This window comes from Caballeronia catudaia (assembly GCF_001544755.2).
Classification (GTDB): domain Bacteria; phylum Pseudomonadota; class Gammaproteobacteria; order Burkholderiales; family Burkholderiaceae; genus Caballeronia; species Caballeronia catudaia.
Genome location: NZ_FCOF02000010.1, coordinates 163188 through 187264, shown reverse-complemented (window position 1 = coordinate 187264; position 24077 = coordinate 163188). Strand labels below are relative to the sequence as shown.

At 63.7% G+C, this 24077-nt stretch carries 26 protein-coding genes, 2 tRNA genes and 1 pseudogene; 14 read left to right on the top strand and 15 right to left on the bottom strand.

Features of this window, described 5'->3' with window-relative positions:
• Positions 1-80: 80 nt before the first annotated feature.
• Positions 81-1085, top strand: a complete 1005-nt coding sequence (gene dusA, locus AWB75_RS14125) for a tRNA dihydrouridine(20/20a) synthase DusA (protein WP_061124689.1) — start codon at positions 81-83, stop codon at positions 1083-1085.
• Positions 1086-1203: 118 nt separating this feature from the next.
• Positions 1204-1279: transfer RNA gene (locus AWB75_RS14120), tRNA-His, on the top strand.
• A 168-nt stretch (positions 1280-1447) separates the two neighbouring features.
• Here AWB75_RS14120 and AWB75_RS39275 read toward each other — a convergent pair.
• On the bottom strand, positions 1448-1645 hold the full coding sequence (locus AWB75_RS39275) for a hypothetical protein (protein ID WP_159462781.1): 198 nt from the start codon (positions 1643-1645) through the stop codon (positions 1448-1450).
• Positions 1646-1745: 100 nt separating this feature from the next.
• Here AWB75_RS39275 and AWB75_RS14110 point away from each other — a divergent pair, with 100 nt between their 5' ends.
• Positions 1746-2171, top strand: a complete 426-nt coding sequence (locus AWB75_RS14110; protein ID WP_061124733.1) for a hypothetical protein — start codon at positions 1746-1748, stop codon at positions 2169-2171.
• 51 nt (positions 2172-2222) lie between these two features.
• Here AWB75_RS14110 and AWB75_RS14105 read toward each other — a convergent pair whose 3' ends face one another.
• From AWB75_RS14105 to AWB75_RS14080, 6 genes are all read right to left on the bottom strand, one after another.
• Positions 2223-3332, bottom strand: a complete 1110-nt coding sequence (locus tag AWB75_RS14105; RefSeq protein WP_061124687.1) for an enoyl-CoA hydratase/isomerase family protein — start codon at positions 3330-3332, stop codon at positions 2223-2225.
• A complete protein-coding gene (locus AWB75_RS14100; protein ID WP_235012092.1) occupies positions 3329-4024 on the bottom strand; it encodes a TetR/AcrR family transcriptional regulator in 696 nt (231 codons plus the stop codon). Before AWB75_RS14100 ends, AWB75_RS14105 begins: the two co-directional genes overlap by 4 nt.
• A gap of 49 nt (positions 4025-4073) precedes the next feature.
• Positions 4074-4256, bottom strand: a complete 183-nt coding sequence (locus tag AWB75_RS14095; protein WP_061124685.1) for a hypothetical protein — start codon at positions 4254-4256, stop codon at positions 4074-4076.
• A 216-nt stretch (positions 4257-4472) separates the two neighbouring features.
• On the bottom strand, positions 4473-4757 hold the full coding sequence (locus tag AWB75_RS14090) for a DUF1488 family protein (protein ID WP_061124684.1): 285 nt from the start codon (positions 4755-4757) through the stop codon (positions 4473-4475).
• A gap of 142 nt (positions 4758-4899) precedes the next feature.
• Entirely contained in the window at positions 4900-5253 is a 354-nt protein-coding gene (locus AWB75_RS14085; RefSeq protein ID WP_235012095.1) for a hypothetical protein, read from the bottom strand.
• Positions 5253-5519 (bottom strand): hypothetical protein, encoded by a 267-nt coding sequence (locus tag AWB75_RS14080; RefSeq protein WP_061124682.1) that lies wholly within the window; start codon positions 5517-5519, stop codon positions 5253-5255. Before AWB75_RS14080 ends, AWB75_RS14085 begins: the two co-directional genes overlap by 1 nt.
• Before the next feature lie 323 nt (positions 5520-5842).
• On the opposite strand from AWB75_RS14080, the gene AWB75_RS14075 reads away from it, so the two are divergent.
• Positions 5843-6226, top strand: coding sequence for a hypothetical protein (locus AWB75_RS14075; protein WP_061124681.1), 384 nt, complete (start codon positions 5843-5845; stop codon positions 6224-6226).
• Positions 6227-6244: 18 nt separating this feature from the next.
• Here the strand turns inward: AWB75_RS14075 and AWB75_RS14070 are convergent, their stop codons facing one another.
• The 3 genes from AWB75_RS14070 to AWB75_RS14060 all read right to left on the bottom strand — a co-directional run bounded on the left by AWB75_RS14070 (position 6245) and on the right by AWB75_RS14060 (position 7423).
• Positions 6245-6583, bottom strand: coding sequence for a DMT family transporter (locus tag AWB75_RS14070; RefSeq protein WP_061124680.1), 339 nt, complete (start codon positions 6581-6583; stop codon positions 6245-6247).
• 37 nt (positions 6584-6620) lie between these two features.
• Complete coding sequence (locus tag AWB75_RS14065) at positions 6621-7118, bottom strand: heme-degrading domain-containing protein (protein ID WP_061124679.1); 498 nt, start codon at positions 7116-7118, stop codon at positions 6621-6623.
• Between the two features lie 228 nt (positions 7119-7346).
• Positions 7347-7423, bottom strand: a tRNA-Met gene (locus AWB75_RS14060).
• A 203-nt stretch (positions 7424-7626) separates the two neighbouring features.
• On the opposite strand from AWB75_RS14060, the gene AWB75_RS14055 reads away from it, so the two are divergent.
• From AWB75_RS14055 to AWB75_RS14045, 3 genes are all read left to right on the top strand, one after another.
• On the top strand, positions 7627-7983 hold the full coding sequence (locus AWB75_RS14055) for a DUF2946 domain-containing protein (RefSeq protein WP_235012091.1): 357 nt from the start codon (positions 7627-7629) through the stop codon (positions 7981-7983).
• A gap of 85 nt (positions 7984-8068) precedes the next feature.
• Complete coding sequence (locus AWB75_RS14050) at positions 8069-8431, top strand: copper resistance CopC family protein (RefSeq protein ID WP_061124677.1); 363 nt, start codon at positions 8069-8071, stop codon at positions 8429-8431.
• A gap of 7 nt (positions 8432-8438) precedes the next feature.
• Positions 8439-8870 (top strand): copper chaperone PCu(A)C, encoded by a 432-nt coding sequence (locus AWB75_RS14045; protein ID WP_061124676.1) that lies wholly within the window; start codon positions 8439-8441, stop codon positions 8868-8870.
• A gap of 84 nt (positions 8871-8954) precedes the next feature.
• On the opposite strand, the gene AWB75_RS14040 is transcribed toward AWB75_RS14045, so the two are convergent.
• Positions 8955-11504 (bottom strand): penicillin-binding protein 1A, encoded by a 2550-nt coding sequence (locus AWB75_RS14040; protein ID WP_061124675.1) that lies wholly within the window; start codon positions 11502-11504, stop codon positions 8955-8957.
• 487 nt (positions 11505-11991) lie between these two features.
• On the opposite strand from AWB75_RS14040, the pseudogene AWB75_RS39270 reads away from it, so the two are divergent.
• From AWB75_RS39270 to AWB75_RS14025, 3 genes and pseudogenes are all read left to right on the top strand, one after another.
• Positions 11992-12220, top strand: a pseudogene (locus AWB75_RS39270) (plasmid mobilization protein); the annotation flags it as partial.
• Positions 12221-12642: 422 nt separating this feature from the next.
• Complete coding sequence (locus AWB75_RS14030) at positions 12643-13323, top strand: PspA/IM30 family protein (protein WP_061124673.1); 681 nt, start codon at positions 12643-12645, stop codon at positions 13321-13323.
• A gap of 132 nt (positions 13324-13455) precedes the next feature.
• The gene (locus tag AWB75_RS14025) at positions 13456-14682 is read left to right on the top strand and encodes a tetratricopeptide repeat protein (protein WP_061124672.1); all 1227 of its coding nucleotides are present in this window, start codon (positions 13456-13458) and stop codon (positions 14680-14682) included.
• A 349-nt stretch (positions 14683-15031) separates the two neighbouring features.
• On the opposite strand, the gene glgX is transcribed toward AWB75_RS14025, so the two are convergent.
• Positions 15032-17230 carry a glycogen debranching protein GlgX gene (glgX, locus tag AWB75_RS14020; RefSeq protein WP_061124671.1) on the bottom strand — a complete coding sequence of 733 codons (2199 nt, stop codon included), beginning with the start codon at positions 17228-17230 and terminating at the stop codon, positions 15032-15034.
• Between the two features lie 247 nt (positions 17231-17477).
• Here glgX and AWB75_RS14015 point away from each other — a divergent pair, with 247 nt between their 5' ends.
• The 4 genes from AWB75_RS14015 to AWB75_RS14000 all read left to right on the top strand — a co-directional run bounded on the left by AWB75_RS14015 (position 17478) and on the right by AWB75_RS14000 (position 20746).
• A complete protein-coding gene (locus tag AWB75_RS14015; protein ID WP_061124670.1) occupies positions 17478-18860 on the top strand; it encodes a DUF2252 domain-containing protein in 1383 nt (460 codons plus the stop codon).
• Positions 18861-19040: 180 nt separating this feature from the next.
• Positions 19041-19481 (top strand): large conductance mechanosensitive channel protein MscL, encoded by a 441-nt coding sequence (gene mscL / locus AWB75_RS14010; RefSeq protein WP_061124669.1) that lies wholly within the window; start codon positions 19041-19043, stop codon positions 19479-19481.
• 324 nt (positions 19482-19805) lie between these two features.
• Positions 19806-20297: a hypothetical protein gene (locus AWB75_RS14005; protein WP_061124668.1), complete on the top strand. Its 492-nt coding sequence runs from the start codon at positions 19806-19808 to the stop codon at positions 20295-20297.
• Positions 20298-20536: 239 nt separating this feature from the next.
• Positions 20537-20746: a dodecin gene (locus AWB75_RS14000; protein WP_061124667.1), complete on the top strand. Its 210-nt coding sequence runs from the start codon at positions 20537-20539 to the stop codon at positions 20744-20746.
• A 74-nt stretch (positions 20747-20820) separates the two neighbouring features.
• On the opposite strand, the gene AWB75_RS13995 is transcribed toward AWB75_RS14000, so the two are convergent.
• From AWB75_RS13995 to AWB75_RS13985, 3 genes are all read right to left on the bottom strand, one after another.
• Positions 20821-21912 carry a BMP family ABC transporter substrate-binding protein gene (locus AWB75_RS13995; RefSeq protein WP_061124666.1) on the bottom strand — a complete coding sequence of 364 codons (1092 nt, stop codon included), beginning with the start codon at positions 21910-21912 and terminating at the stop codon, positions 20821-20823.
• Between the two features lie 110 nt (positions 21913-22022).
• Positions 22023-22952: an ABC transporter permease gene (locus AWB75_RS13990; RefSeq protein WP_061124665.1), complete on the bottom strand. Its 930-nt coding sequence runs from the start codon at positions 22950-22952 to the stop codon at positions 22023-22025.
• Between the two features lie 14 nt (positions 22953-22966).
• Positions 22967-24073, bottom strand: coding sequence for an ABC transporter permease (locus tag AWB75_RS13985; RefSeq protein WP_061124664.1), 1107 nt, complete (start codon positions 24071-24073; stop codon positions 22967-22969).
• Between the last annotated feature and the right edge of the window lie 4 nt (positions 24074-24077).

Sequence of the window (24077 nt, the reverse complement as noted above, 5' to 3'; positions counted from 1 at the left end):
TGGATTGCCGCGCTGCGGTAAAATTGTGGATTCCCCTTCAGATTCAAGCGGTTCGCCCGAAAGCGCGGCCGCCGTCGCCCATGTCAGCCGTATCGAAGATCAGCCCCCGCCGCGTGTCCGTCGCTCCGATGATGGATTGGACCGACCGCCACTGCCGCTCCCTGCATCGGCTCGTGTCGCGCCACGCCTGGCTCTACACGGAGATGGTGACGACGGGCGCGCTGCTTTACGGCGATGTCGCGCGTCATCTCGCGTTCACGCCCGCCGAAGCGCCCGTCGCGCTGCAACTTGGCGGCAGCGAGCCGGGCGATCTCGCGAAAAGCGCGAAGCTCGGCGAGCAATGGGGCTACGACGAGATCAACCTGAACTGCGGATGCCCTTCGGAGCGCGTGCAGCGCGGCGCATTCGGCGCATGCCTGATGAAAGAGCCGCAACTCGTCGCGGATTGCGTGAAGGCGATGCGCGACGCGGTGTCGATTCCGGTGACGGTCAAACATCGAATCGGCGTCGATACGGTCGAATACTACGAGTTCGTGCGGGATTTCGTCGGCACGATCGCCGATGCGGGTTGCGAGGTGTTCATCGTGCATGCGCGCAACGCGATTCTGAAAGGCCTGAGCCCGAAAGAGAACCGCGAGATTCCGCCGCTCAAGTATGAGTACGCGTATCGGCTGAAGCGCGACTTCCCGCATCTCGAGATCTCGATCAACGGCGGCATCAAGACGCTCGATGAAGTCGAAGAGCATCTGAAGCACGTCGACGGCGTGATGCTCGGGCGCGAGGCTTATCACAATCCCTACGTGCTCGCGGGCGTCGACACGCGCTTCTATGGCGCGGATACGCTGGTCCCATCGCGCGAAGAGATCGAGGCGGGGCTGATCGGCTATGCGCGCCAGGAACTCGCGCGCGGTACGTATCTCGGCGCCGTGACGCGGCATGCGCTCGGACTTTATCGCGGTGTGGCAGGCGCGCGCGGATGGCGTCGCGTGCTGTCGGACAATCGGCGCCTCGCCACCGGCGATCTGACGATTTTCGACGAGGCGCGCGGACATCTTCGCGAGGCCGTGGAAGCGATCGAATCCTGAAGCCTGAGCGTCGGGAAAAGATGCTCAAAAGGACTAGGCAAGCGCAATCTTTGTTCGTATAATCTCGCTTCTTGATTGCTGCGGCAGTTATGAAGCAGTCGAGATCGCGGTAACAGTGGTGGCTGTAGCTCAGTTGGTAGAGTCCAGGATTGTGATTCCTGTCGTCGTGGGTTCGAGTCCCATCAGCCACCCCACCGAGAATTTCATGCAAAAAGCCCAGTCGAAAGACTGGGCTTTTTGCATTTTGGGCGCGTGCCGGGCACGCGCGATGCACACCAGACAGGTCTCGCATTGCGGAGACCGAACATGTCCCGGCATCATCTCGCGGCGGCAGCCCTTCTGCTTCTGACGACCCTCGCCTCTCACGCCCAAACCACCCGCCCCGACGACAACGCCTCGATGGTTAAACCACCGAGCGCCCCCGGCACGCCTTCCGCGAGCGCGACGCGTCCTGACAACCCCGACAACATGCCGGTCAAGAAACCGGCCCCGCCGCCGAACAGCGACCGCATGCTGCACCACAGCCCGGCAAGCGACGCGATCGCGAAATAGCGCGGCATCCGCATCGCACTGCTTGGAAGCGCGCGCGACGCCACTATAATGGCGCTCGTTTCGATAATCGTAGAGAACCGCGCCTTCCGGCCTCAGGCGGTCCAGCCAATGCAAAAAGTCATCCTGCCGCTCGTTTCTGGTTTCCTCGCCGCGCTCTTCTTTCGCGAATCGACCCTGGCGCTTCTGCACGCAGCAGGGCTCGTCGATCCAGCCGGTTTTTCCACCGTACCGTTTCTGCCGCTCGGCATTCCCGAATTCATCGCCAATGCGCTGTGGAGCTCGGTTTTCGCCGTCCTGATGGCGTGGCTTCTGCGCGTTGCGCCCGATCACAGCGCACCGTGGATTGGCGCACTCGTGTTCGGCGGCATCGTGCTCACCGCGGTCGGCGCATTCGTGATCGATCCGGCGCGCGGCATCTGGCCGAGCGGCAACATGCTGCCGCGTCTGGCTCCGAGCTTCATCGCCAATGCGATCTGGGGCTGGGGCGCGCTCGTCTTCATGCGCGCCTTCACGGCGGGCAGCGAATTGCGCTGACGTTCGAAAAGCGTTCGAATCAAAAGCGGCCCCAACGGGCCGCTTCGCGTTTCAGTCCTTCAGCAGCCGCAAAGGATGCGCCGCCGGCGTCCACGCGCTCTCGAACATCCTATCCACGTCAGCGGCGTTCACATCCTCGGCGCGCGCGATCTTCCAGCGCGGATCGTTGTCCTTGTCGACGATACGCGCGCGGATGCCCTCCATCACGTCGCCGCGCTCGAACGTCGTGCGCGTGAGATCGAGGTCGCGGCGCAGCGTTTCCGCCATCGTCGAGAATCTGGCGCGGTCGACTTGCTGCAGCGCTACATCGACGGACAGCGGCGAGCGCTCGCGCAGTTCGGCCGCCGTGCGCTTCGCCCAGTCGTTGCCGTTGTCGGCCTCGCGTTCCAGCGACGCGACGATCGCCGCGCCATTGCCCGCCGCAAAGTGCTTGTCGATCATCGTGCGCGCGGCGGCGAGCTCGCTCTTCTCCGGGATCGGCGCGACCTTGTGCTTCGTCGTCTCGGTCTGCACGAAGCGCACGATCTCCACGCCATCGAGGAAGCGCTGGTGCCGCAGCGACTCGATGAGATCCGGCAATGCTTCATCGTCGAGATAGGCGTCGGCCATGCGGGCATAGAGCGCATCGGCGGCGGCGAGACTCGCGCCCGTCGCGGCGAGATAGCGGCCGATCGCACCCGGCGTGCGCGCGAGGAACCAGCTCACGCCGACGTCGGGAAAGAGGCCGATGCGCGTCTCGGGCATCGCCATCCTCGTCGACTGCGTGACGATGCGCAGCCCGCCGGTGTGATGCGCGCCCTGCGAGATGCCCATGCCGCCGCCCATCACGACGCCGTTCATCACCGCGACATACGGCTTCGGGAACGTGAAGATCGCGTGATTGAGTTTGTATTCGTCGGTGAAGAACGCGTCGATCGCGTCGCGCTCGCCCGCCTTCGCCGACTCGTACAGGAAGCGGATGTCGCCGCCCGCGCAAAACGCGCGCACGTGCGGGCTATACGCGACAACAGCGCGGATCGCCTGGTCGTGGCGCCACGCGCGCAATGCCTCGCTGATCGCGCGCAGCATCGGCGGAGTCAACGCGTTGAGTGCCTTCGGACGATCGAGCGCAATGAAGCCGATGCCGTTGGCGGAGTCGATACGGATGTCTTCGGTGGTCATCGTGTTGAAGTGTCGGGTCGGTTTCGAGGATCGGTTCCTCGAGCTTCAATTCCGTTGACCGGCGCGAACCACGCGTCGAGCGACAACTCGACGAGCGTCGCGGCCGGCGTCTCGGGCAACGACGCGCCATTCAGATTCAGCGCGACGATGCCATGCAGATTCGCCCACAGCCCTTCCGCGCAGGCGAGCGGCGCGGCGTGCGGCGGCAGCCGGTCGGCCGCGCGCAACTCGACGAACGCGTCCGCGATCAGCGAAAGCGCCGCCGCACCGGTCGCGGCAGCTTTCCCCAAGCGGTCGTCGCCTTGCGCGTCGGGATCGGCGCACGCTGCGGGCTCCATGAACATCAGCCGATACGTCTCGGGCTCGGCCAGCCCGAATTCGACATACGCGCGCGCCATTGCGTTCAGCCGCGCGGCCGGGTCCGCGATCGTCGTATGCGCGAGAAACACGTCACGCAGACTCGCGAGGCCTTCCATGCGCAACGCCCGCGCGATCTCGCCACGGCTCTTGAAATGAAGATAGAGCGCGGCGGGCGAGTAATCGATCGCCTCGGCAAGCTTTCTCATCGAGAGCGACGCGAACCCTTCGCGCTTCACGATCTCGCGCGAGACTTCGAGTATGCGCTCACGCAGCGCCTGACGCTGCTCACGTCTCTGCTCGGTGCGCCGATCCGGCGGACCCATGCGAGGCATTGTCGGCAGCACCTCTTTCGAAGTCAAATCGCGGCGCGACGGCGCGCGCTCACACGGTCATCTTGCTGTCGTCGTCGCGACGCGATGCAGCGCGATAGAGCGGCTCGTCCGATTCGCCCAGTACGACCGAGGCGAACACGATGCAAAAGCCGAGAATCAGCACACCGACGGCTGCCCAGATGAGCCATAGCGCATTGGACTCGATAAGTGAGTGAATGAAGGAATGAAACATGACGACCCCGCGCGATTCTTATAATGGTTGCTCAAGGACAGCGCATGCCGTTGAGCAAGTAATGTGCCGCGCGAATCGCATCGCGTGCGGCGAATATCGAGATGGTACTCCGTTGCGCGATCACCCGGAAGGCGGCGCAATGTAACTCGCTTCGATATGAAGCACAGCGCGATGCAGGTCTTACATCGGCCGTGTAAGAGGAGATGGCCGCGTGAATCAGACCGTCACGCGACCCGGCGGGAAGTGTCCGCTTTTCAGCAGCACGGGCATGCCGTTGGTCACGCGCAGATGCTCGCGCGCGACCGCTTCGATGCGCGAGCGGCCCGCATCGAACGCATCGATCCAGCCGGCGCTGTCATAGCTTTGTGCGCCGAAGTGATCCTCCAGCGCTTCCACCGATATCGCGCAGGGCACGCGCTTGCCATCGACGATCGCGGCGAACTCGACGGTCAGGTTGGAATCGCGGTAATCGGGCGCGTCCGGGAGGAATCGAATATTCATGATTGTCTCGTTGATGGGGCGTGGCCGCGGTTCGAAGCGATGTGAAAGTTTGCAGCGCCGCAAACGATCGCACGAATCGATTCGGCGACTATGGTACTCGCGCTCGCGCCGCACGGTCCAGCACCCCGCGTGTTGCGGCGTCTCAGGCGGCCAGAACCGATTCGTCGACATCCACGACGAGCAGCGAGCTTGCCAGCGGATCGGCATAGTTGAAGTCGAGCAGCCGGCTCATTTCGCGCACGCGCTCGCATACGCGCTCGCGTGCTTCGTCGGGCAGATGCGGATAGTCACGCAACACTTGCGCGTCGAACCGGTAATGCACGCCCCACCCGATGTTGCCGGGATGATTCGCCACCCCGCCCGTGCGCCAACTCACGAACAGCGCGGGCGTCGCCTCTTGGCCGATTTCCGCGACGTCGGCGCCGCTCGGAAACAAATCGATGAGGCAATTCGCGACGTCGTAGAGTACCGGGTGTCGAAGATGTACGGGACGCATCACGTCGATTGCAGCAACCGGTCGATGTACTCGCGCGCCGCTTGCTCGACATGTTCGAGCGCCTCGCCTTCGGTGGCAAAGCGCCGCTCGGACCCCAGATCGACGAGCGCCTCGAAGCGATGCGCGTCGTCCGGGCCGCCGCGCGCGAGGCTCACCGAGCCGACATAGATCGGTGCTCCGCCGTCGCCATCAGTGTGCGTCTGCACGAGCCGCGCCGAAGCGCTGACGTAAAACCCTCGATACGGCCCCGTGACTCGTTCTGCCATGCTTCACCTCCCTTTTTACGTGCCGTGTTCGCGCCGGTTCGCTTGCGTTCGCGAACAGGCAATTCCAACCGACAATCCAGTTGGATAAGGCGCACGATCCGGAAAATAGTTCATCGGATAGGGTCGGCGCGTGCGGGCACGTGTCATCTGTCTTTCGCAAGCAGCGCGCCCGCGCCGGATGCCGCGACGGCGCCATCTCACTCTGCTAACAACCGCTTACGTGCCGCGTAAGCCGCGTATGGGACAATGCACATCTCAAAAAGCGCCCTCGCCGCAAAGCCGGTGAACGGCGCACATCGCAATTCGTTTCTCACGAGGTAGAGATGAAGGAACCCGGCCGGCGCATGCGCCGTATCCCTGCACGCGTCGCGCATGGCGGCGCCGTTTCGCGTTTCACGTGGCTGCGCTCGATTACGCTCGGCGCGGCTGCCGTCGCTGTCGCGAGCCTTGGCGCGTGTGCGTCGTCGAACGAGGCATCGCTCATCAACTTGCCCGACGGGCAGACCGGCTACGCCGTCAACTGCAGCGGCGCGGATGCCGGATCGACCTGGGGAAGCTGCTATGTGCTCGCCGGCAAGAAATGCGGCGCGACGGGTTATGACATCGTGTCGAAGGACAACGAGGAAGGCGGCCCGACTGGCGGCGGCATCAACAACGTGATCTCGGCGAACGTCAAGAACCGCTCGATGGTCGTGCGCTGCAAGTAAGCCGGATCATGCGCGCCGTCAGTGCGCGCTCATCTTCGAGAACGCATTGAGCACCACGACGCCCGCGACGATGAGGCCCATGCCGAACATGGCGGGCAAATCGGGCGTCTGCTTGAAGAGGAGCGCGGCGACTAGCGTGATGAGAACGATGCCCGCGCCCGACCACACGGCATACACGACGCCGACGGGCAACGCGCGCAGCGTCAGCGACAGCAGATAGAACGACAGCCCGTATCCGACCACGACGATGGCGGCGGGAAGCGCACGCGTGAAGCCATCGGAGGCGCGCAGCGCGGAAGTCGCGATGACTTCGGCGACGATCGCGATGGCGAGGAGCACATAAGCGGTTGAGCGCATCGTGTTGTCGTATTCGTTCGTCGTTTGATCGATGACGTCACTCGTGTCCGAGCGACAGCTTGCCGAAGTCCGCGCCGAGCACGGCGCACAGCGCTTCGACAACCATTTGATGATCGTCGCGCTGCGGCAGTCCCGACACCGCCACCGACCCGATCACGCCCGCGCCCGATACGCGCAAGGGAAACGCACCGCCATGCGTCGCGAACTCGGCGGTATCGAGGCCGTATTTCTCGGCGAGCGTCGCGCCGGCCTGCTGCAGCGTGAGGCCGAGCGCATACGAGCTGCGGTGGAAATGCTCGACGGTGCGTGACTTGCGCTCGACCCAGCGCGCATTGTCGGGCGTGGTGCCGTCGAGCGCGGCATAGAAGAGCTTGCGTCCGAATGTGCGCACGTCGACCACGATGGCCGCATCGCGCGCCAGCGCCATTTCGCGCAGTTGAGCGCCGATCTGCCACGCGTGCTCCGCATGAAATTGCGGAAAGACGAGCGTATGTTCCTGATGCGCGATGGCTTGCAGAACGTGTGGAATGTCCATGAGCGAGCGACTCCTTTATGTGTGTGCCCGGGAATGGGTTGGCGCGTGCGACTGCTGTGCCGGACCTTTGCGATTTTGACATGCGCGGATGATGCCGCCACGTGCGGGGCGGTCATGAACCGGTGCAATTGCGACTTCGGTTGCCTACGCTGAATGCGTCGATAATCACGCGCTGAAACGCAAAAAGCCCGGTTTGACCGGGCTTTTCGATGTAGTGCTGGACGGTATTGGTTGCGGGGGTAGGATTTGAACCTACGACCTTCGGGTTATGAGCCCGACGAGCTGCCAGACTGCTCCACCCCGCGTCCGTCGAAGAAAAGATTATAAGTCATCGCTTAGTCTGGCGCAATGCCTTGATTGCTTCGAACGAAGAAAAACCATCGTTCGATGAGAGCGGCCCTGCGTCGATGCATCTCGGCCCGAAGCGAAGAGCATGGAAACGCGCGTGGCATAATCGTTCGTTCATCATCGTATCGAGCGCGGCATGCAGCACTTGCGTCGGAGCATCATGAGAAAGATCGGCGGGTTCGCGGCACTATGCGCGATGCTGCTGCTTTCGCTCGCGCCCGCCGCATCGCAAACGCTCGAGCATGCGCGCATCGAATCGCTGCTTTCTTCCATCTGCGCGACCGATACGCAAACGCCGCAAACGCCGCATCATTCGCAGCACGGCGTCGCCGGTCATCTGCACGCGTGCGATTATTGCGATCTCATCGCGCACGCGCCCACGCCGCCCACCTCGATCGACAAGGCCGGCTTCGTATCGTCATCGCGCGAAGTCTTCGCCCCGCCCTCTCTCACCGATGCCCCCCGCCGCGCGTGGCTCACCGCCGCCCAGCCGCGCGCTCCACCCGCCGCCGCCTGATCCCGCGCAAATACGCAAGCCTTCCATATTCACATCGCAAACATCGCTCGAATCGCGAAACGCTTCGGGCATGCAAGGATCCACCATGCTTTCATCATCGCTCGTGCGCGGCGCGCTGGCGCTCGCATTCATCGGCTCGGCGCAGCTCGCGTTCGCGCATGCTTTGCCGAAGCTTCAGAACCCCGGCCCCGGCGCGACCGTCAGCGCGCCGCATGAAGTCTCGATCGACTTCGGCGAGGCGCTCGAACCGACCTTCAGCAAGCTCATCGTCATCAATGCGCAGGGCACGCAGGTCAACACCGCGAAATCCATCGTCGATGCCAGCGACAAGAAGCACATGAGCGTCGCGCTCGGCGAGCTCGCCCCGGGCGTCTACAAGGTGCAATGGACCGCGGTCGCGGCGGACGGGCATCGCACGCAAGGTCACTACAACTTCACCGTCAAGTGAGAACGCAATGAAAAAGATCGCTGTACTCGCGGGCGCGCTCGCCTGCGCTTCCATCGCTCAGGCCGCGACGCTCGAAGCCCGCGACTGCTGGGTTCGAGCGATGCCGCCGAATCTGCCGTCATCGGGCTACTTCACCGTCGCGAACAATGGCGACAAGCCCGCGACGATCACCGCGGCCGAGACGCCTGCATTCGGCATGACGATGATGCACAAGTCAGAGACGAAGAACGGCACAGCGACGATGTCGCACGTCGATTCCGTGGATGTGCCCGCGCATGGCACCCTGAGCTTTGCACCGAAGGGCTATCACCTGATGCTCGAAGAGCCGGGCAAGCCGCTCAAGGTCGGCTCGACGATTCCGCTCACCCTCTCGTTCGCAGACAAGTCCACGCTCGAGGTGAACTGCGCGGTGAAGTCGGCGGCGACGGTCGGTCACTGAACCGCCCTTGCCTCAAATGCAAAGCGCGCCGGGTCTTGAAGCCCGGCGCGCTTTTTTATCGACTATCGACGATGCACGATCACATCAGTGCTTGCTGAACAGATCCATGATCTGCTTGCGCTCGTCGGTCGTGACTTGCGGCGCGGGCGGCGCCTGCATGCCCGCCGGACCGACGCCGCCCATCGTCGTGGCGTCGCCTGCCATCGGGTTGGCGTTGTCCAGTCCGATGCTCGCGACGAAGCCGGCGCCCGGCGTGCGGTCCGCGTAGAACAGCTCGCCGTCGACGGTCGTGATGCCGTCCGGCTTCGCCATCTGCTCCTGCGGAACGCCGCGCAGCGCGCGTCCCATGTACTCGACCCAGATCGGCAACGCGAGCTGCGCGCCGAACTCGCGGCTGCCCAGTGTCTTCGGCTGGTCGTAACCCATCCACGCCACCGCGACGAGCTGTTTCTGGTACCCCGCGAACCAGCCATCTTTCGCGTCGTTGGTCGTGCCGGTCTTGCCCTGCAGGTCATTGCGCTTGAGCACGTTGGTGCCCGAGCCCGTGCCCTGCGTCGCGACCGTATGCAGCAGGCTGTTCATGACGTACGCGTTGCGCGGATCGAGCGTCTGCGGCGCGTTGCTGCCAGCGATGAGCGGGCTAGCACGCGAGATCACGCTGCCGCGCGCATCGGCGACGTCGGCGATCAGATACGGATTGATGCGATAGCCGCCGTTCGCGAACACCGAATACGCGCCGGAGAGCTGCAATGGCGTGACGAGCCCGGCGCCGAGCGCGAGCGGCAGATAAGGCGGCGTCTTGTCCTTGTCGAAGCCGAACTTCTGCGTGACGAAGTCCTGCGCGTAGCCCGTGCCGATATACGACAGGATGCGGATCGACACGAGGTTCTTCGACTTCTGCAAGCCGGTGCGCATCGACATCGGTCCGTCGGGCTGATCGTCGTCCTTCGGCTCCCATGCATCGCCGCCGCCCGCCGCGGGGAAGGATAGCGGCGCGTCGTTGATGATGGTCGCCGGTCCGATGCCCTTGTCGAGCGCGGCCGAATAGATGAACGGCTTGAAGCTCGAGCCCGGCTGACGCCATGCCTGCGTGACGTGATTGAACTTGTTCTTGTTGAAGTCGAAGCCGCCGACGAGCGAACGGATCGCGCCGTCCTGCGGCGTCATCGACACCAGCGCGCCTTCGACCTGCGGCAATTGCGTGATTTGCCAGGCGCCCTTGCCGTCTTTCGTCAGTCGCACGATGGAGCCGGGTTTGAGCGCGAGCGCCTTCGATGCATTTGCGCGCAGCCCCGCCGCCGCGAAGCGCAGGCCTTCGCCGGCGATGGTCGCGGTATCGCCGCCGACGAACTGCGCCGTCACCTGCTTCGGGCTCGCGGCCGTGACGACCGCAGACACGAGCTCGCCGTTGTCCGGATGATCGACGAGCGCGTCTTCGATCGCCTCGGCGCGATCATCCGCGTTCGACGGCAGATTGATGTTGCCCTCGGGCCCGCGATAGCCGTGACGCCGTTCGTAATCCATCACGCCCTTGCGAACGGCTTTGTACGCGGCGTCCTGATCGCCGGAATCGATCGTCGTCGTGACCGTGAGGCCGCGCGTGTACGCCTCTTCCTTGTACTGCGCGTACATCATCTGCCGCACCATTTCCGCGACGTATTCGGCATGCACGCCGTATTCGGTGCCGCCCGACTTCGTATGGATCTCTTCCGCGACAGCCCGATCGTACTGTTCGCGCGTGATGGCGTTGAGATCGAGCATGCGCTTCAGGATGTACTGCTGACGCACTTTCGCGCGCTTCGGATTGACGACCGGGTTATACGCCGACGGCGCCTTCGGCAGTCCCGCGAGCATCGCCGCCTCGGCGAGCGTGATGTCCTTCAGATCCTTGCCGAAGTACACGCGCGCAGCCGCCGAAAAGCCGTATGCGCGCTCGCCGAGATAGATCTGGTTCATGTACAGCTCGAGAATCTGATCCTTCGTGAGCGCGCGCTCGATCTTGTACGCGAGCAGCATCTCGTAGATCTTGCGCGTATAGGTCTTTTCGCTCGACAGGAAGAAGTTGCGGGCGACCTGCATCGTGATCGTGCTCGCGCCCTGCGATGCGCCGCCGTGCATCAGGTCGGTCACGCCCGCGCGCAGAATGCCGATGAAGTCAACGCCGCCGTGATCGTAAAAGCGGTAGTCCTCGATTGCGAGCACGGCCTTCTTCATCTGATCGGGAATATCCTGGAAGCGCACGAGGTTGCGGCGCTCTTCGCCGAATTCACCGATCAGCACATGATCGGCGGTATAGACGCGCAGCGGCACCTTCGGCCGGTAGTCGATGAGCGCGTTGAGCGACGGCAGGTTCGGACCCATGACGACGAGCGCATACCCGACGATGAGCGCGCCCACCACCACGCCGATGGCAGCGATTCCCGCGAACCATAGCCCGATGCGCGCCAGGGGTGAGCGGCCCGGGCCGCGGCCGTTGCGATTGTGACGGCCATTGCGGTCATTCCCACCGCCGCGGCCGTTGCCGCCGTGGCGTCCGCCGCCGTCCGCGTTCTTTGCATCGTTCAGGCTGTTCCAGCGGGGTTCGCGATCGTGTCGCGATGATTTCGATGAATCGGGTCGTTTGATGATAGGCATGACTGGGAACGTTCGGCGCGCTGTGAAGCGCGCGCGCTGCCGCGCTGCGATGCGCCGCGTGCGGCGCTACTGCAAAGACGGGACGAGCGAATGGCGGGCCGGTTTCGACCGAGAGTAACGGTGCATTTTAAAGAATTCGGGCGAGCCACTACAAAACCGCAGGAGATTTTTTGTAAGTAAATGCCGTTGGCCGGTCGAATCGGCATGAATGCGAGGTTACCCACAGAAAGTGTTGAGAGCCTTGTGGACAACCGTATGAGAAAATACCCAAGTCGTTGATCGCGCGCCTGTTTTGCGCGACGCTCATCGCGCGTGTGATGCGGCGTGGGCCACACCCACCTCCGCGCACAAACCGATATGATGGTTGAATGGTTCGCAGGTTCCCCGCGCCCCACCGCCCGGGCCTGCGCCAGCGCTGTCGTGCCGTTCTTTGATGAACCGAAGCCGCGATCGTCTTTACGATCGCCTTACTGTTTGCGAGCCGCTCATGACGACCAAACCCAGCGAACGCATCGTTGTTTTCGTGACTCCCGCGCAGAAGCTGGCCATCAGCAAGACGGCGGACACGCTCGGCATCAGCGTGAGCGAACTCATGCGGCGCGCGGTGCTCAATTTCAATGCGACGAGCGAGCAGATCAAGGTGGCGGGCATCGTCGACCGCTTGCGCGCGCCCAAAGCCCCCGATGCCCTCAATGCCGCGCTCAAAAGCGTCGCAGAGAAGGCGGCGGCGCGCGAAGCCCGCGAGGCAGCGGCGAGCGCGACCAAACGGGCCGCGCAGGCGCGCAGCATGCCGCACACGCCTCCCGCTTCGGCTGCATCCGACGAAGAAGTCGAGCACGATACCGATCCCGGCGACGACGCTTCGCTCACGGACGGCACGCGTTCCGGACGCTGATCGTTCATGATCTGCGACCTCCGCTTCACGGTATCTGCGAAACGCGTCGTGTCATCGGCCGTCGTTACACTCCTTAACCTTCCGTTAAGTCCCGATTAAGTCACGGCATGATCTAATGAGCGGGTAAACCCGGCGTGCATGTGCGTTGCACGTGACGCTTGCAATCCCGCGCGTTGCGCCTCACATTCGAGCCGCGTGGCTCGCTGGCGAACGCGAGCCGCCGTCTTCATCCAGGAGAAATACATGTCGCTTTTCGATTCCATCACGCGCACGGTCAAAGGCCTCTTGAACGACGCCGCCGACACCATGCAGGACCCTTCGCGCGACGCCCGCCAGATCGTGCGCGAGCTCGACGAAAGCATCGGGAAGGCGGAGAACTCGCTCATCGAGATCGAAGCGCAGGTCGCGACGCAGCAAAGCAAGCGCGACGCCGCCAACGACAAGGCGAAGAAGTACGAAGACGGCGCGAAGCGCGCGCTGCAGTCGGGCGACGAAGGCCTCGCGCGTGAAGCGCTCGCGGCGCAGGCGAACGCCGAAACCGAACGCGATGCGCTCGCGGCCGAACTGCAGACGCTGGAGCCGTCGGTCGAGCATCTGAAAAAGCAGATCGCCGACATGCGTCAGCGCCGCAACGATCTAAACGCGCGCTCGAACATTCTCCAGGCGAAGCAGCAGATCGCGACGGCGAAGGACACGGCCGCAACGGCGCTGGGCGGCATCGGCGGCAAGAATCTTTCCGAAGACTTCCAGAAGCTCGAGGACAAGGTCCAGCTCGCCAACGCACGCTCGGATGCGCGTCTGAATTCCGCCGATCAGAAGTCCGGCAAGGCGCTCGACGACAAGCTCGCCGAACTCCATCGCGGGCCGTCCGTCGAAGATCGTCTCGAAGCGCTGAAGAAGCAGTTGAACCCGCCGGCGCAGTGAATTTCGGCGTCTGATGGCAGGCGAGCGCCGCGAACTATACGGCGAGCGACGCGTCGCACGAATATGCGTTACCTTGAGCAGTACACGATTGCATCGACAGGAGACGGACGTTCATCGCGTCCGGCCCGTATCATGAAAAAGACGTTGACGGCTCTTGCGTTGTCTTTGTTTCTCGCTTCCCCGCTCGCGTTCGCCGCGCCGACCGCACAGCAGGTTGAGCAGTCAATGACGCAGGGGAACTGGCAAAAGGCCGACTCCCAGCTGAGCGAAGTGCTCGAAGCGCATCCGAAGAACGCGCACGCGCACTATCTGTACGCGCAGGTGCTCGACCGCGAGGGCCGCTACAGCGACGCCCTTGCGCATCTGCAACAGGCGAAATCGCTCGATCCATCGTTGAGCTTCACGGACCCGTCGCGCTTCGCGGCCACGCAAGCCCGCATTCAGGTCGATGCAACGCGCGCCAGCATCTCGCCCCGTTCCGACAACGGCACGACGGGCGCGACGGGCACGGTCACGCAGAATCCGTTCAATCAGGGTCAGGCCGCCGCCGCGCCGCAAAAACACGGCATTGGCATGGGCGCGTGGATCGGCTTTGCGGTGCTGATCGCGGCGATCGCGCTCGTGCTGCGCTGGGGCTTGCGCCGCGCCCGCGCGCGCGACGACGGCCGCGCCGACGACGACCGCCGCGCCCAGCTCAAGCGCGCAACCGAACTCCTCAACGACGTGCGAACTCTCAAGCTCGACGTGCGGCTCTCGACCGCGCCGGGTCACGAAACGCTCCTGCGCGATGTTGAAGGCGCCGAGACGCAGTTGCGCGAAATGGTCGAAGCGTTGTCGAGCGCGAAGAATCCGGTGCCGCCTTACGCCATCGAAGATCTCGAGAATCAGGTCGCGAGCCTGAAGGCGCGCGCCGAAGGCCGGCCCGATCCGAACGCGGCGAATTACGCGCAAAACGGCGCGCCGAACGGGTCGCCGTATGCGCAGGAAGCCGAGCGCTTCGGACGCGGTCAGCCGCAGCCGTATCCGCAGCAAGGGCCGTATCCGCCGAATGCGCCGCAGCAAGGCCAGCAACCGCCCGTCATCATTCAGCAAGGCGGCGGTGGATTCGGCGGCGGCATGGGCGGCCTGCTCACCGGCGTGCTGCTGGGCGAGGCGCTGTCGCACGGGCGCGATCGGGTGATCGAGCGCGAAGTGCCCGTCGATCGTCCCGCGCAGAACGACAACGGCGGGCTCGATTTCGGCAACAACAATGGCGGCGGCCTCGACTTCGGCAACGGATCGAACGACTGGAACGACAACAGCGGCGGCGGCGACCTCGACCTCGGCAGCAACAACGACGACGGCTGGCGCGATTCCTGAGTTCGTGCCACACGGATGACGATGCAAGGGCCCCGTTTGCGCGGGGCCTTTGTCGTTCCGGCGCGGAGAATCAGCGCATCAGCCGCCGCCGAGAAAGCGCAGCAGGCCCCACAGAAACTTGAAGAAGCCGACGATGAATTCCCAGATGCGCCCGAGCTGATCCCAGCTCGCGACGCGCAGGATGGCGTGCAGCATCATGCCGATGGTGCCGCGCGGCTGTGAAGGCCCGCGCGTTCATGCGTGATAGATACGTGCATCGAAAAAAAGAAGGCGGCTCGCGCCGCCTCCTGTCGCTATCGCAAAAACCAGATGATAACCGGTCGCGCGAGACGCCCCGCCGACGCGAGACTCAACTCGCCCCGCTTTCGGGCGGCACGTCGTCAGTCAGGGCTTCTTCCAGCCGCTTGAAAATGCGTCTGGTCGCGCCGCGAGGCTGAAGCGCAAACAGCAGCAGCGAGCGGCCCGTCACCTGATACACGTCGTCGGCGCCGAACTCCGGCAACTCTTCGCGAATCGGCGCGTTCGTGTCGATCAGACAGATCCATTCGTCGGGGCCCGGAATATCGGGCAGCGTGAAATCGACCACGTCGTGATACGCGTTCACGATCAGCAACAATGTCGCGTCCGACGCCGGCTTGCGGATGCCGGTCGCCTGCGCGCGCCCGTCGATGACGAGACCGAAGCAACGCATGTTCGGATCATCCCATTGCTCTTGCGTGAGTTCGTCGCCGGTGGTGCCGAGCCATCGCACATCGGCGACTTGCAAGTCTTCGTGATACTCGCCCGTGAGAAAGCGCTGGCGCCGCAGCACCGGCAGCGTATGACGCAAGGTCGTCAGCTTGCGCAGGAATTCGGTGAGCGCGCGCCCATCGTCGTCGATGTCCCAATTGACCCAACTGATCTCGTTGTCCTGACAGTACGCGTTGTTGTTGCCCTTCTGCGTGCGGCCGAATTCATCGCCCGCGAGCAGCATCGGCGTGCCTTGCGAGAACAGCAGCGTCGCGAGCATGTTGCGCTTCTGGCGCTCGCGCAGCGTGCGGATCTCGACGTCGTCCGTCGGGCCTTCCGCGCCGCAGTTCCACGACTTGTTGTCGGAGTGGCCGTCGTTGTTGTCCTCGCCGTTCGCCTCGTTGTGCTTCTCGTTGTAGGAAACGAGATCGTTCAGTGTGAAGCCGTCGTGCGCCGTGATGAAGTTCACGCTCGCCCACGGCCTGCGCCCGCGCTTGTTGAACTTGTCGCCCGATGCGGTGATGCGTGTCCCGAGCTCCGGCGCGATGCCTTCGTCGCCCTTCCAGAATTCGCGCACCGTGTCGCGATAGCGGTCGTTCCATTCCGCCCAGCCCGGCGGGAAGCCGCCGACCTGATAGCCGCCCGGCCCGCAATCCCACGGCTCGGCGATGAGCTTGACGCTCGAAAGAATCGGATCTTGCCTGCAACTGTCGAGAAAACCGCCGCCTTCGTCGAAACCGTATGGCTCGCGGCCGAGAATCGTCGCGAGGTCGAAGCGAAAGCCGTCGACGTTCATTTCCGTCACCCAGTACCGCAGGCTGTCGGTGACCATCTGCAGCACGCGCGGATGCGAGAGATTGAGCGTGTTGCCCGTGCCGGTATCGTTGATGTAATAGCGCGCCTCTTCCGGCATCAGGCGGTAGTACGACGCATTGTCGATGCCGCGAAACGACAGCGTCGGCCCGCGCTCGTTGCCTTCGGCGGTGTGGTTGTACACGACGTCGAGAATCACTTCGAGCCCGGCTTCGTGCAGCCGGTCGACCATCTCCTTGAACTCGGCGATGACGCCCGGCCCGCGCGCGAAATAACGCGGATCGGCCGCGAAAAAGCCGATCGTGTTGTAGCCCCAGTAGTTCGTGAGGCCCTTGTCGAGCAGATGGCTGTCGTTCACGAAGGCGTGAATCGGCAGGAGTTCGACCGATGTCACGCCCAGGCTCTTGATGTATTCGACCACTTGCTTTTGTCCGAGTCCTTCGAACGTGCCGCGAATGGGCTCCGGAATCGCCGGATGCAGCTTCGTGTAGCCGCGCACGTGCGTCTCGTAGAAGATGGTGTGCTCCCACGGCACGCGCACGCGCGTCGGGTTCGTCCACGAGAAAGTCTGATCGACGACCTGGCACTTCTGCACGAAAGGCGCGCTGTCGCGTTCATCGAATGTGAGATCGTCGCCTTCGGCGTTGAGCGTATAGCCGAATATCGCCGGGTCCCATTTCAGCTCGCCGACGTGCGCCTTCGCGTACGGGTCGAGCAGCAGCTTGTTCGGATTGAAGCGATGTCCGTTCTCCGGCTCGTAAGGACCGTGCACGCGATAGCCGTAGACCGTGCCGGGTTCGAGGCCGTGCACGTAGACGTGCCAGACTTCATCGGTGTATTCGGGCAGCTCGATGCGCCGCGTTTCCTTCTCGCCTTTTTCGTCGAAAAGGCAGAGTTCGACCTTGGTCGCGTTCGCGGAGAACAGCGCGAAGTTGACGCCCTTTCCGTCCCAGGTCGCGCCGAGCGGGAACGGCGAGCCTTCGGCAATGCGGAGTTCGTTCGGCATGAGATGATGTTTTCGATGTGGATGACGCACCGGGCGTCGGGATTGCGCGATGGCATTGCGGGGCTTCGGCGGATCGAAGGAAGCACTTCGCGTGCCCGCGTGAGATGCCGGCGCGTCGCTTGCTGTGCGAACGGCGCGCGTTCATGCTGCAGACGCGTCGAGTGTAAAACGTTCCGCCCGGGAGCGTCGAATGCCGGGCGTTCGACGAACATTCGACACGCCCCACCCCGCAGAAGGAGAAAACACCTTGTCGACACGCCCCGATTCTTCGTCGAATGCCGCGATCAGCGGCACGGCCGAAGCCAGCCGCGCCACCGGCCGCGCGCTGCGCGACGCCGTTGCCTTCGACGCCCACGGCGCCTGGACGCCCGAGCCGGACCGGCCCGACCCCGTCGAGCGCGTGCTCGCGGGCAACGCGGGCCGTCAGGAGCGTCTGATTCCGCTGCGCATGCAACGCATGGCCGAGTCGCCGTTCGCGTTCCTGCGCGGCTCCGCGACGGTGATGGCGTGGGATCTGGCGAAGTCGCCGTCGATCGGGCACAACGTGACCATCGACGGCGACGCGCACATCAACAACTTCGGCCTCTTTCGCACGCCGCGCCAGGACGTCGTGTTCGATCTGAACGATTTCGACGAAACGCTCGTCGGTCCGTGGGAATGGGACCTGAAACGGCTGACCGCGAGCATCAACGTCGCGGCGCGCGAAAACGGCGTCGATGCGGCGGGCCGGGAGCGCGCGGTACGCTCCGCGTGCGCGGCGTATCGCACGACGATGGACGGGCTCTGGCAAGTCAGCCCGTACGACCTCTGGCAGATGCGCTCCTACGCGAGCGCCCTGCACATGGACGCACCGACGAAGCTCGATCCTGAAGAAAAAGCGACCATCGAGAAGACCGTCGAGCGCGCGATGAAACGCTCGCACGCGACGATGCTCGCGAAAGTCGCGGAGCCTGTCGGCAAGAGCTATCGCTTCAAGGTCGATCCGCCGATCCTCACGAAGCTCGACGCCGCCGAGAAGAATCATGTGATCGATGGCCTGAAGGCGTATCTGCAGACCATCGCGGGCGAATGGCGGATGATGCTCGAACGCTACGACGTCGCGGATGTCGCGCATCGCGTCGTGGGCGTGGGCAGCGTCGGCACGCGCGCGTATCTCGTGCTGCTCGTCGGGCGCGCGCTCGGCGACCCGCTTTTCATGCAGGTGAAGGAAGGCATCGTGCCTGCCGCCGCGCCGTTCGTGCCGCCGCTCGACGAGCCGTATCGTCATCAGGGACGGCGCGTCGTGCACGGACAGCGGCTCCTGCAAAGTTCCTCGGACGCGCTGCTCGGCTGGACGACCATCTCGGGCCGCGATTTCTACGTACGGCAAATGAAGCAGATTCGCGGCTCGATTCCGGTCGACTGGCTGCACGGCGCGACCTTCGACTTCTACGCCTGGTGCCTGGGCCTGCTGCTCGCTCGCGCCCACGCGCGCACCGGCGACGCCGCGCTCATCGCGGGCTATTGCGGGCACTCGGACCGGCTCGACGCGGCCTACGCGATGTGGGCCGAGCGCTACGGCTCACAAGTCGTCGCGGACCATGCCGCTTTCTGCGCGGCGATCAGCGTGGGTCGTGTGCCGGCCGCATGATGGTGATGTGAGAGCGCGCGATGTTCAGCGCGCGGGCGGTTCGCAGACGAATTGACTATCATTGACGTTGCCCGCGCCGAAACGCGGCTCGCGCCGTGTTTCGCGGGCGTTCCAATGGCATAGCCCTTGCTGTCGCCTGGGCCCGTACAACCATCTGACACGAACTGGAGGAAGCCGCGCATGAGCATGATTGAGGAATTCAAGAACTTCGCCCTGAAGGGCAACGTCATGGACCTCGCAGTCGGCGTCATCATCGGCGGCGCATTTTCGACGATCGTCAACTCCATCGTGAAGGATCTGATCATGCCGGTGGTCGGCCTCGCGACAGGCGGCCTCGACTTTTCGAATCTCTTCGTGCGGCTAGGGCACATACCGCCAACCTTCAAAGGCAATCCCGATTCGTACAAGGATCTGCAAACCGCGGGCGTCGCCGTGTTCGGCTACGGCTCGTTCATCACGACGCTGATCAACTTCATCATCCTGGCGTTCATCATCTTTCTGATGGTCAAGTTCATCAACAATCTGCGCAAGCCGGTCGAAACCGCGCCGGCCGCAACGCCGGAAGACGTGCTGCTCCTGCGCGAGATTCGCGACGAGCTCAAGAAGTCGCCGCGCGTCTAGACGGGCAAACCCGCCTGATCCGCGTAAAACCCGCGCCGCGCGCGCAGGTCTGCATGACTGGCACCCCGCCCGCTGGGTGCGCCTCCCCGCTTTTTTCTTTGCGAAAGCTGTTCGCGCGGGTGGCAGCAGGACTATTATTGGGATAGATGCTCAGAGGGATGCCAAGCGGGCCGCCTAACGGTCATCGGCACGAGTCGTGCGCCAGCAGCGTGCACCGGCAACTAGCCCGGTCCCACGAAGATGGCAGGCCCGATTCACCGTGACCTAATCACATCGATGCGCTATAAAAGATCGACGTGCGGCGCGCAAGACGGGAGTGGCCGCATGAGGACGCTGCGTTTCTTGCAATTCTTTTTCAGGCGAGTTTTTATGTCCTTCCCGAAAAAGCGTAAGCGCGTGAAGGCCGATGGCGACGAGTCTTTTCTCGCCGTGCTGCGGCATTTCAAGCCATTTGGTCAGTTGGACACGAAGATCGCCCGCGCTCGCGCGCAGGACGAACCGGTTCTGTACGCACATGTGCTGCCCGGCCTCGATGTCCTTCTGTGCAGTGTGCGGGGCGCACAGCCGCCGTATCCGGCCATCGACGAACTGCACAGGCGCTGTGTCGAATCGATCACCAACGCGCTCGAGCAGCCGCTCGACGGACTCGAAAACGGCGGTTACTGGTACGAGGCGAACGGCTTCGGTTTCCTTGTATTCGCGAGCCGCGCGCGTGCGCAGATCCTGAGCGAATTCGGCGCGACCGTTACGGCAAGCAGGCGCCGCGGCACCCGCCGCCAGGACGCGGGCGATGCCGCCTCGCGGCCGCTGCGCTGATTCTTCGCTGAACATTCCCCGCCTGCGGTTTTCCGAAAGCGTACGAGCCTCGTTCATGAGGCTCGTGCTTGCATGTTCGCGTGCTTCGCGCAAACCCCGACTACACGCGCGCGCATTCCTGTCCTTTAATGAAAGCCACGCGCGATGAGCGTAATGGCGCGTGCCTTGCTGCATCGGTATTGCTGAGTCGCGGTGAACGACGCGTCGCCGGGCCAATCCATCATTACAAGGAGAACACCATGTCGGAACACGTCTATAAGCAGATCGAACTCACTGGCTCGTCGCCGCAATCGAGCGACGATGCCGTGCGCGTCGCGCTCTCGAAGGCGTCCAAAACGCTGCGCAACATGCACTGGTTCGAGGTGGTCGAAACACGCGGGCACATCGAGGACGGCAAGATCCTGCACTGGCAGGTGACGATCAAGGTGGGACTGCGCATCGACGGTTGATGCTTTTTCCGACGTCATGAAAAAACGCGCGTCGCTGCGAAGCGACGCGCGTTTCCTATTGCATCGAAGACGGCCTATTTCGGCAACGAGCCGTCGACGCCCTCGACGTACCAGTTGATGCGCTGCAGTTCCGGATCGGACAGCGTCTTGCCGGCCGGCACCTTCTCCGCGCCGGACTGATCCTTGATCGGGCCGGTGAACACATCGCGCTTGCCGGAATGTATTTCCTCACGCTGCGCCGCAACCGCCTGCATCGCCTTCGCGGGAATCACGCCGCTGTTCAGGTCTTCGAGATCGACGGCCTTCTGCGGAATGCCGAGCCATACGGGATCGTTCTTCCACTTGCCGTCGATGACCTTCTGGATCACGTCGTTGTAGTACACGCCCCAGTGCGCGACCACCGAACCCAGATGCGCACTCGGACCGAACTTCTTCATGTTCGAATCCCAGCCGAACGCATAGACCTTCTTCTCGGCGGCGGTGTTGAGCGTCGCGTTGGAGTCGGTGTTCTGCAAGAGCACGTCGGCGCCCTGGCCGATCAGCGTTTCGGCTGCCTGCTTTTCCTTGCCCGGATCGAACCAGCTATTGATCCAGATGACCTTCGTGTGGACCTTTGGATTCACCGAGCGCGCGCCCATCGTGTACGCGTTGATGTTGCGCACGACTTCGGGAATCGGCACCGACGCGACGAAGCCGAGCGTGTTCGTCTTCGTCACATAGCCCGCGGCCACCCCGGCGAGATACGCGCCCTGATACATGCGCACGTCATACGTGCCGAAGTTCTTGGCCTTCTTGAAGCCGGTGGCCGTCAGGAAGATCGTGTCCGGAAAATCCTTTGCGACCTTCAGCGCAAAATCCTGATAACCAAAGCTCGTGGCGAAGATGACCTTGTTGCCCTTGTTCGCGAGATCGCGGAATACACGCTCGGAATCGGCGGATTCGGGCACGTTCTCGACCCGCGTGATCTTGATCTTGCTGCCGTACTTCGCTTCGGCCTCTTTGCTGCCGGCGTCGTGCGCGAAGGTCCAGCCCGCATCGCCCGGATTGCCGAGATAGACAAACGCGACGCCCGGCGCATCGGCCGCCTGCACGCCCGTCGACAGCGCGGCGACGGTGGCGGACAGCGCGACCGTCGCGGTGATCGCCTTAAGCCACGGTTTATTCATTGTGATTCTCCTGGTCGATGTTGTGTGTAAATCGAGAATGCGTGTGACCGAGTGTGGTCGGCCAAAAAAGCGGACGAAACACGATGCGGCTCGTCAGCAACAGCGTTTGGCTAACTCGCCGCGAAAAACGGCTTGCCCAGCGAGGCCGGCGCGTTGAGCTTGATCGTGTTCGGATTGCGCGAGATGAGCACCAGCACGACGATGGTCGCGAGATACGGCAGCATCGCGAGGAACTGCGTCGGCACTGGCACGCCGATGGCCTGCGCATAGAACTGCAGCGCCATCACCGCGCCGAAGAGCAGCGCGCCGATGAGCAGCCGCCCCGGACGCCACGTCGCGAACACGACCAGTGCGAGCGCGATCCAGCCGCGCCCCGAAGTCAGTTGCTCCTGCCATACGTGCAGATAGACGATCGAGTAATAGCCGCCCGCGATGCCCGCCATCGCGCCACCGAAGAGCGTCGCACCGTAGCGCACGCCGACGACGGGAAAGCCCACCGAATGCGCGACCGAAGGCGATTCGCCGACCGAACGCAGCACGAGACCCGCGCGCGTCTTGTAGAGGAACCAGCCGATCACCGCGAACATGATGAACGCGAGATAGCCGAGCGGCGTGAGCGAAAAAATCGCGGGGCCGAGCACGGGAATCGATGAAAGGCCGGGAACCGGCATCACGTCGATGGTCGAGCGCACCGCCGCCGACGTGTACGGCTTGCCGATATACGCCGAAAAGCCGATGCCGAAGATCGTCAGCGAGAGGCCCGTGGCGACCTGATTGGCGAGCATCGTGATGGTGAGAAAGCCGAAGAGCAGCGCCATCGCGAGCCCGGCGAACACCGACGCGACGATCCCGAGCCACGGATTGCCGGTGATCGCGGTCACGGCGTAGCCCGTGACCGCGCCCATCAGCATCATGCCTTCGACGCCGAGATTGAGCACGCCCGACTTCTCCGCGACGAGCTCGCCCGCGCCGGCGTACATCAGCGGAATGGCGGCGATCACGGCGCTCGACGCAAGATTGCTGGCTTGATTGATATCCATGTTCTCGTGCCCTCTCAAGCGGCGTGATGCGCAGGCGTCCTGCGCTTGATGCGGTAATTCACGAACAGATCGCAGCCGAGCAGACAGAAGAGCAGCAAGCCCTGAAACACGCCCGCGAGCGCTTGCGGCAATTGCAGCGAGGTCTGCACCGCTTCGCCGCCGAGATAGAGCAGCGCCATCAGGAGGCTCGCGAGCACGATGCCCACCGGATGCAGCCGCCCGACGAACACGACGATGATCGCGGTGAAGCCATAGCCCGGCGACCAGCCCGCCTGAAGCTGGCCGATCGGCCCGGCCACTTCGCCCATGCCGGCGAGCCCCGCGAGGCCGCCGGAGAGCAGCAGCGACGTCCAGATCGTTTTCTTGTCGGAGAAACCGGCGTAGCGCGCGGCGAGCGGCGCAAGACCGCCGACGTTCATTCGGAAGCCCGCGAAACTCTTGCGCATGAAAATCCACACGAGCGGAATCGCGATCGCCGTCAGAAACACCGACGCGTTGATGCGCGTGCCCTTCAGCCACGTCCAGTGCCAGTCGCCGTAGAGGCGCGGGAACAGCGCGTCGTCGCCGAACATCGCCGAGATCGGGAAGTTCATGCCTTCGGGATCGCGCCACGGGCCGCTGACGAGATAGATCAGCAGTTGCGTCGCCACGTAGGTGAGCATCAGGCTCGTCAGGATTTCGTTCGTGTTGAAGCGGCTCTTGAGCAGCGCGGGAATCGCCGCCCAGATCATGCCGCCGACGATGCCGCCCAGCATCATCAGAGGCAGCGTCCACCAGCCGGAGGTATCGCCGGCATGAATCGCGATGCCGCCCGCGACGATGCCGCCGAGCAGCATCTGCCCTTCCGCGCCAATGTTCCACACGTTCGCGCGATACCCGACCGCGAGCCCGAGGGCGATCAGGCAAAGCGGCGACGCTTTCAGAACGAGCTCCGACCAGCCGTTGATGCTGGAGAGCGGCTCGATGAAGAACGCGTGCATCGCGCGCAGCGGGTCCTGGCCGACGAGACTGAAAATCAGAAAGCCGATGACGAGCGTCGCGACGGCGGCGGCCACCGGTACGGCGAGCTGCATGGCGCGCGAGGGCGTCGCGCGCGCTTCGAGTCGATAGGGAAAGATCATCGGC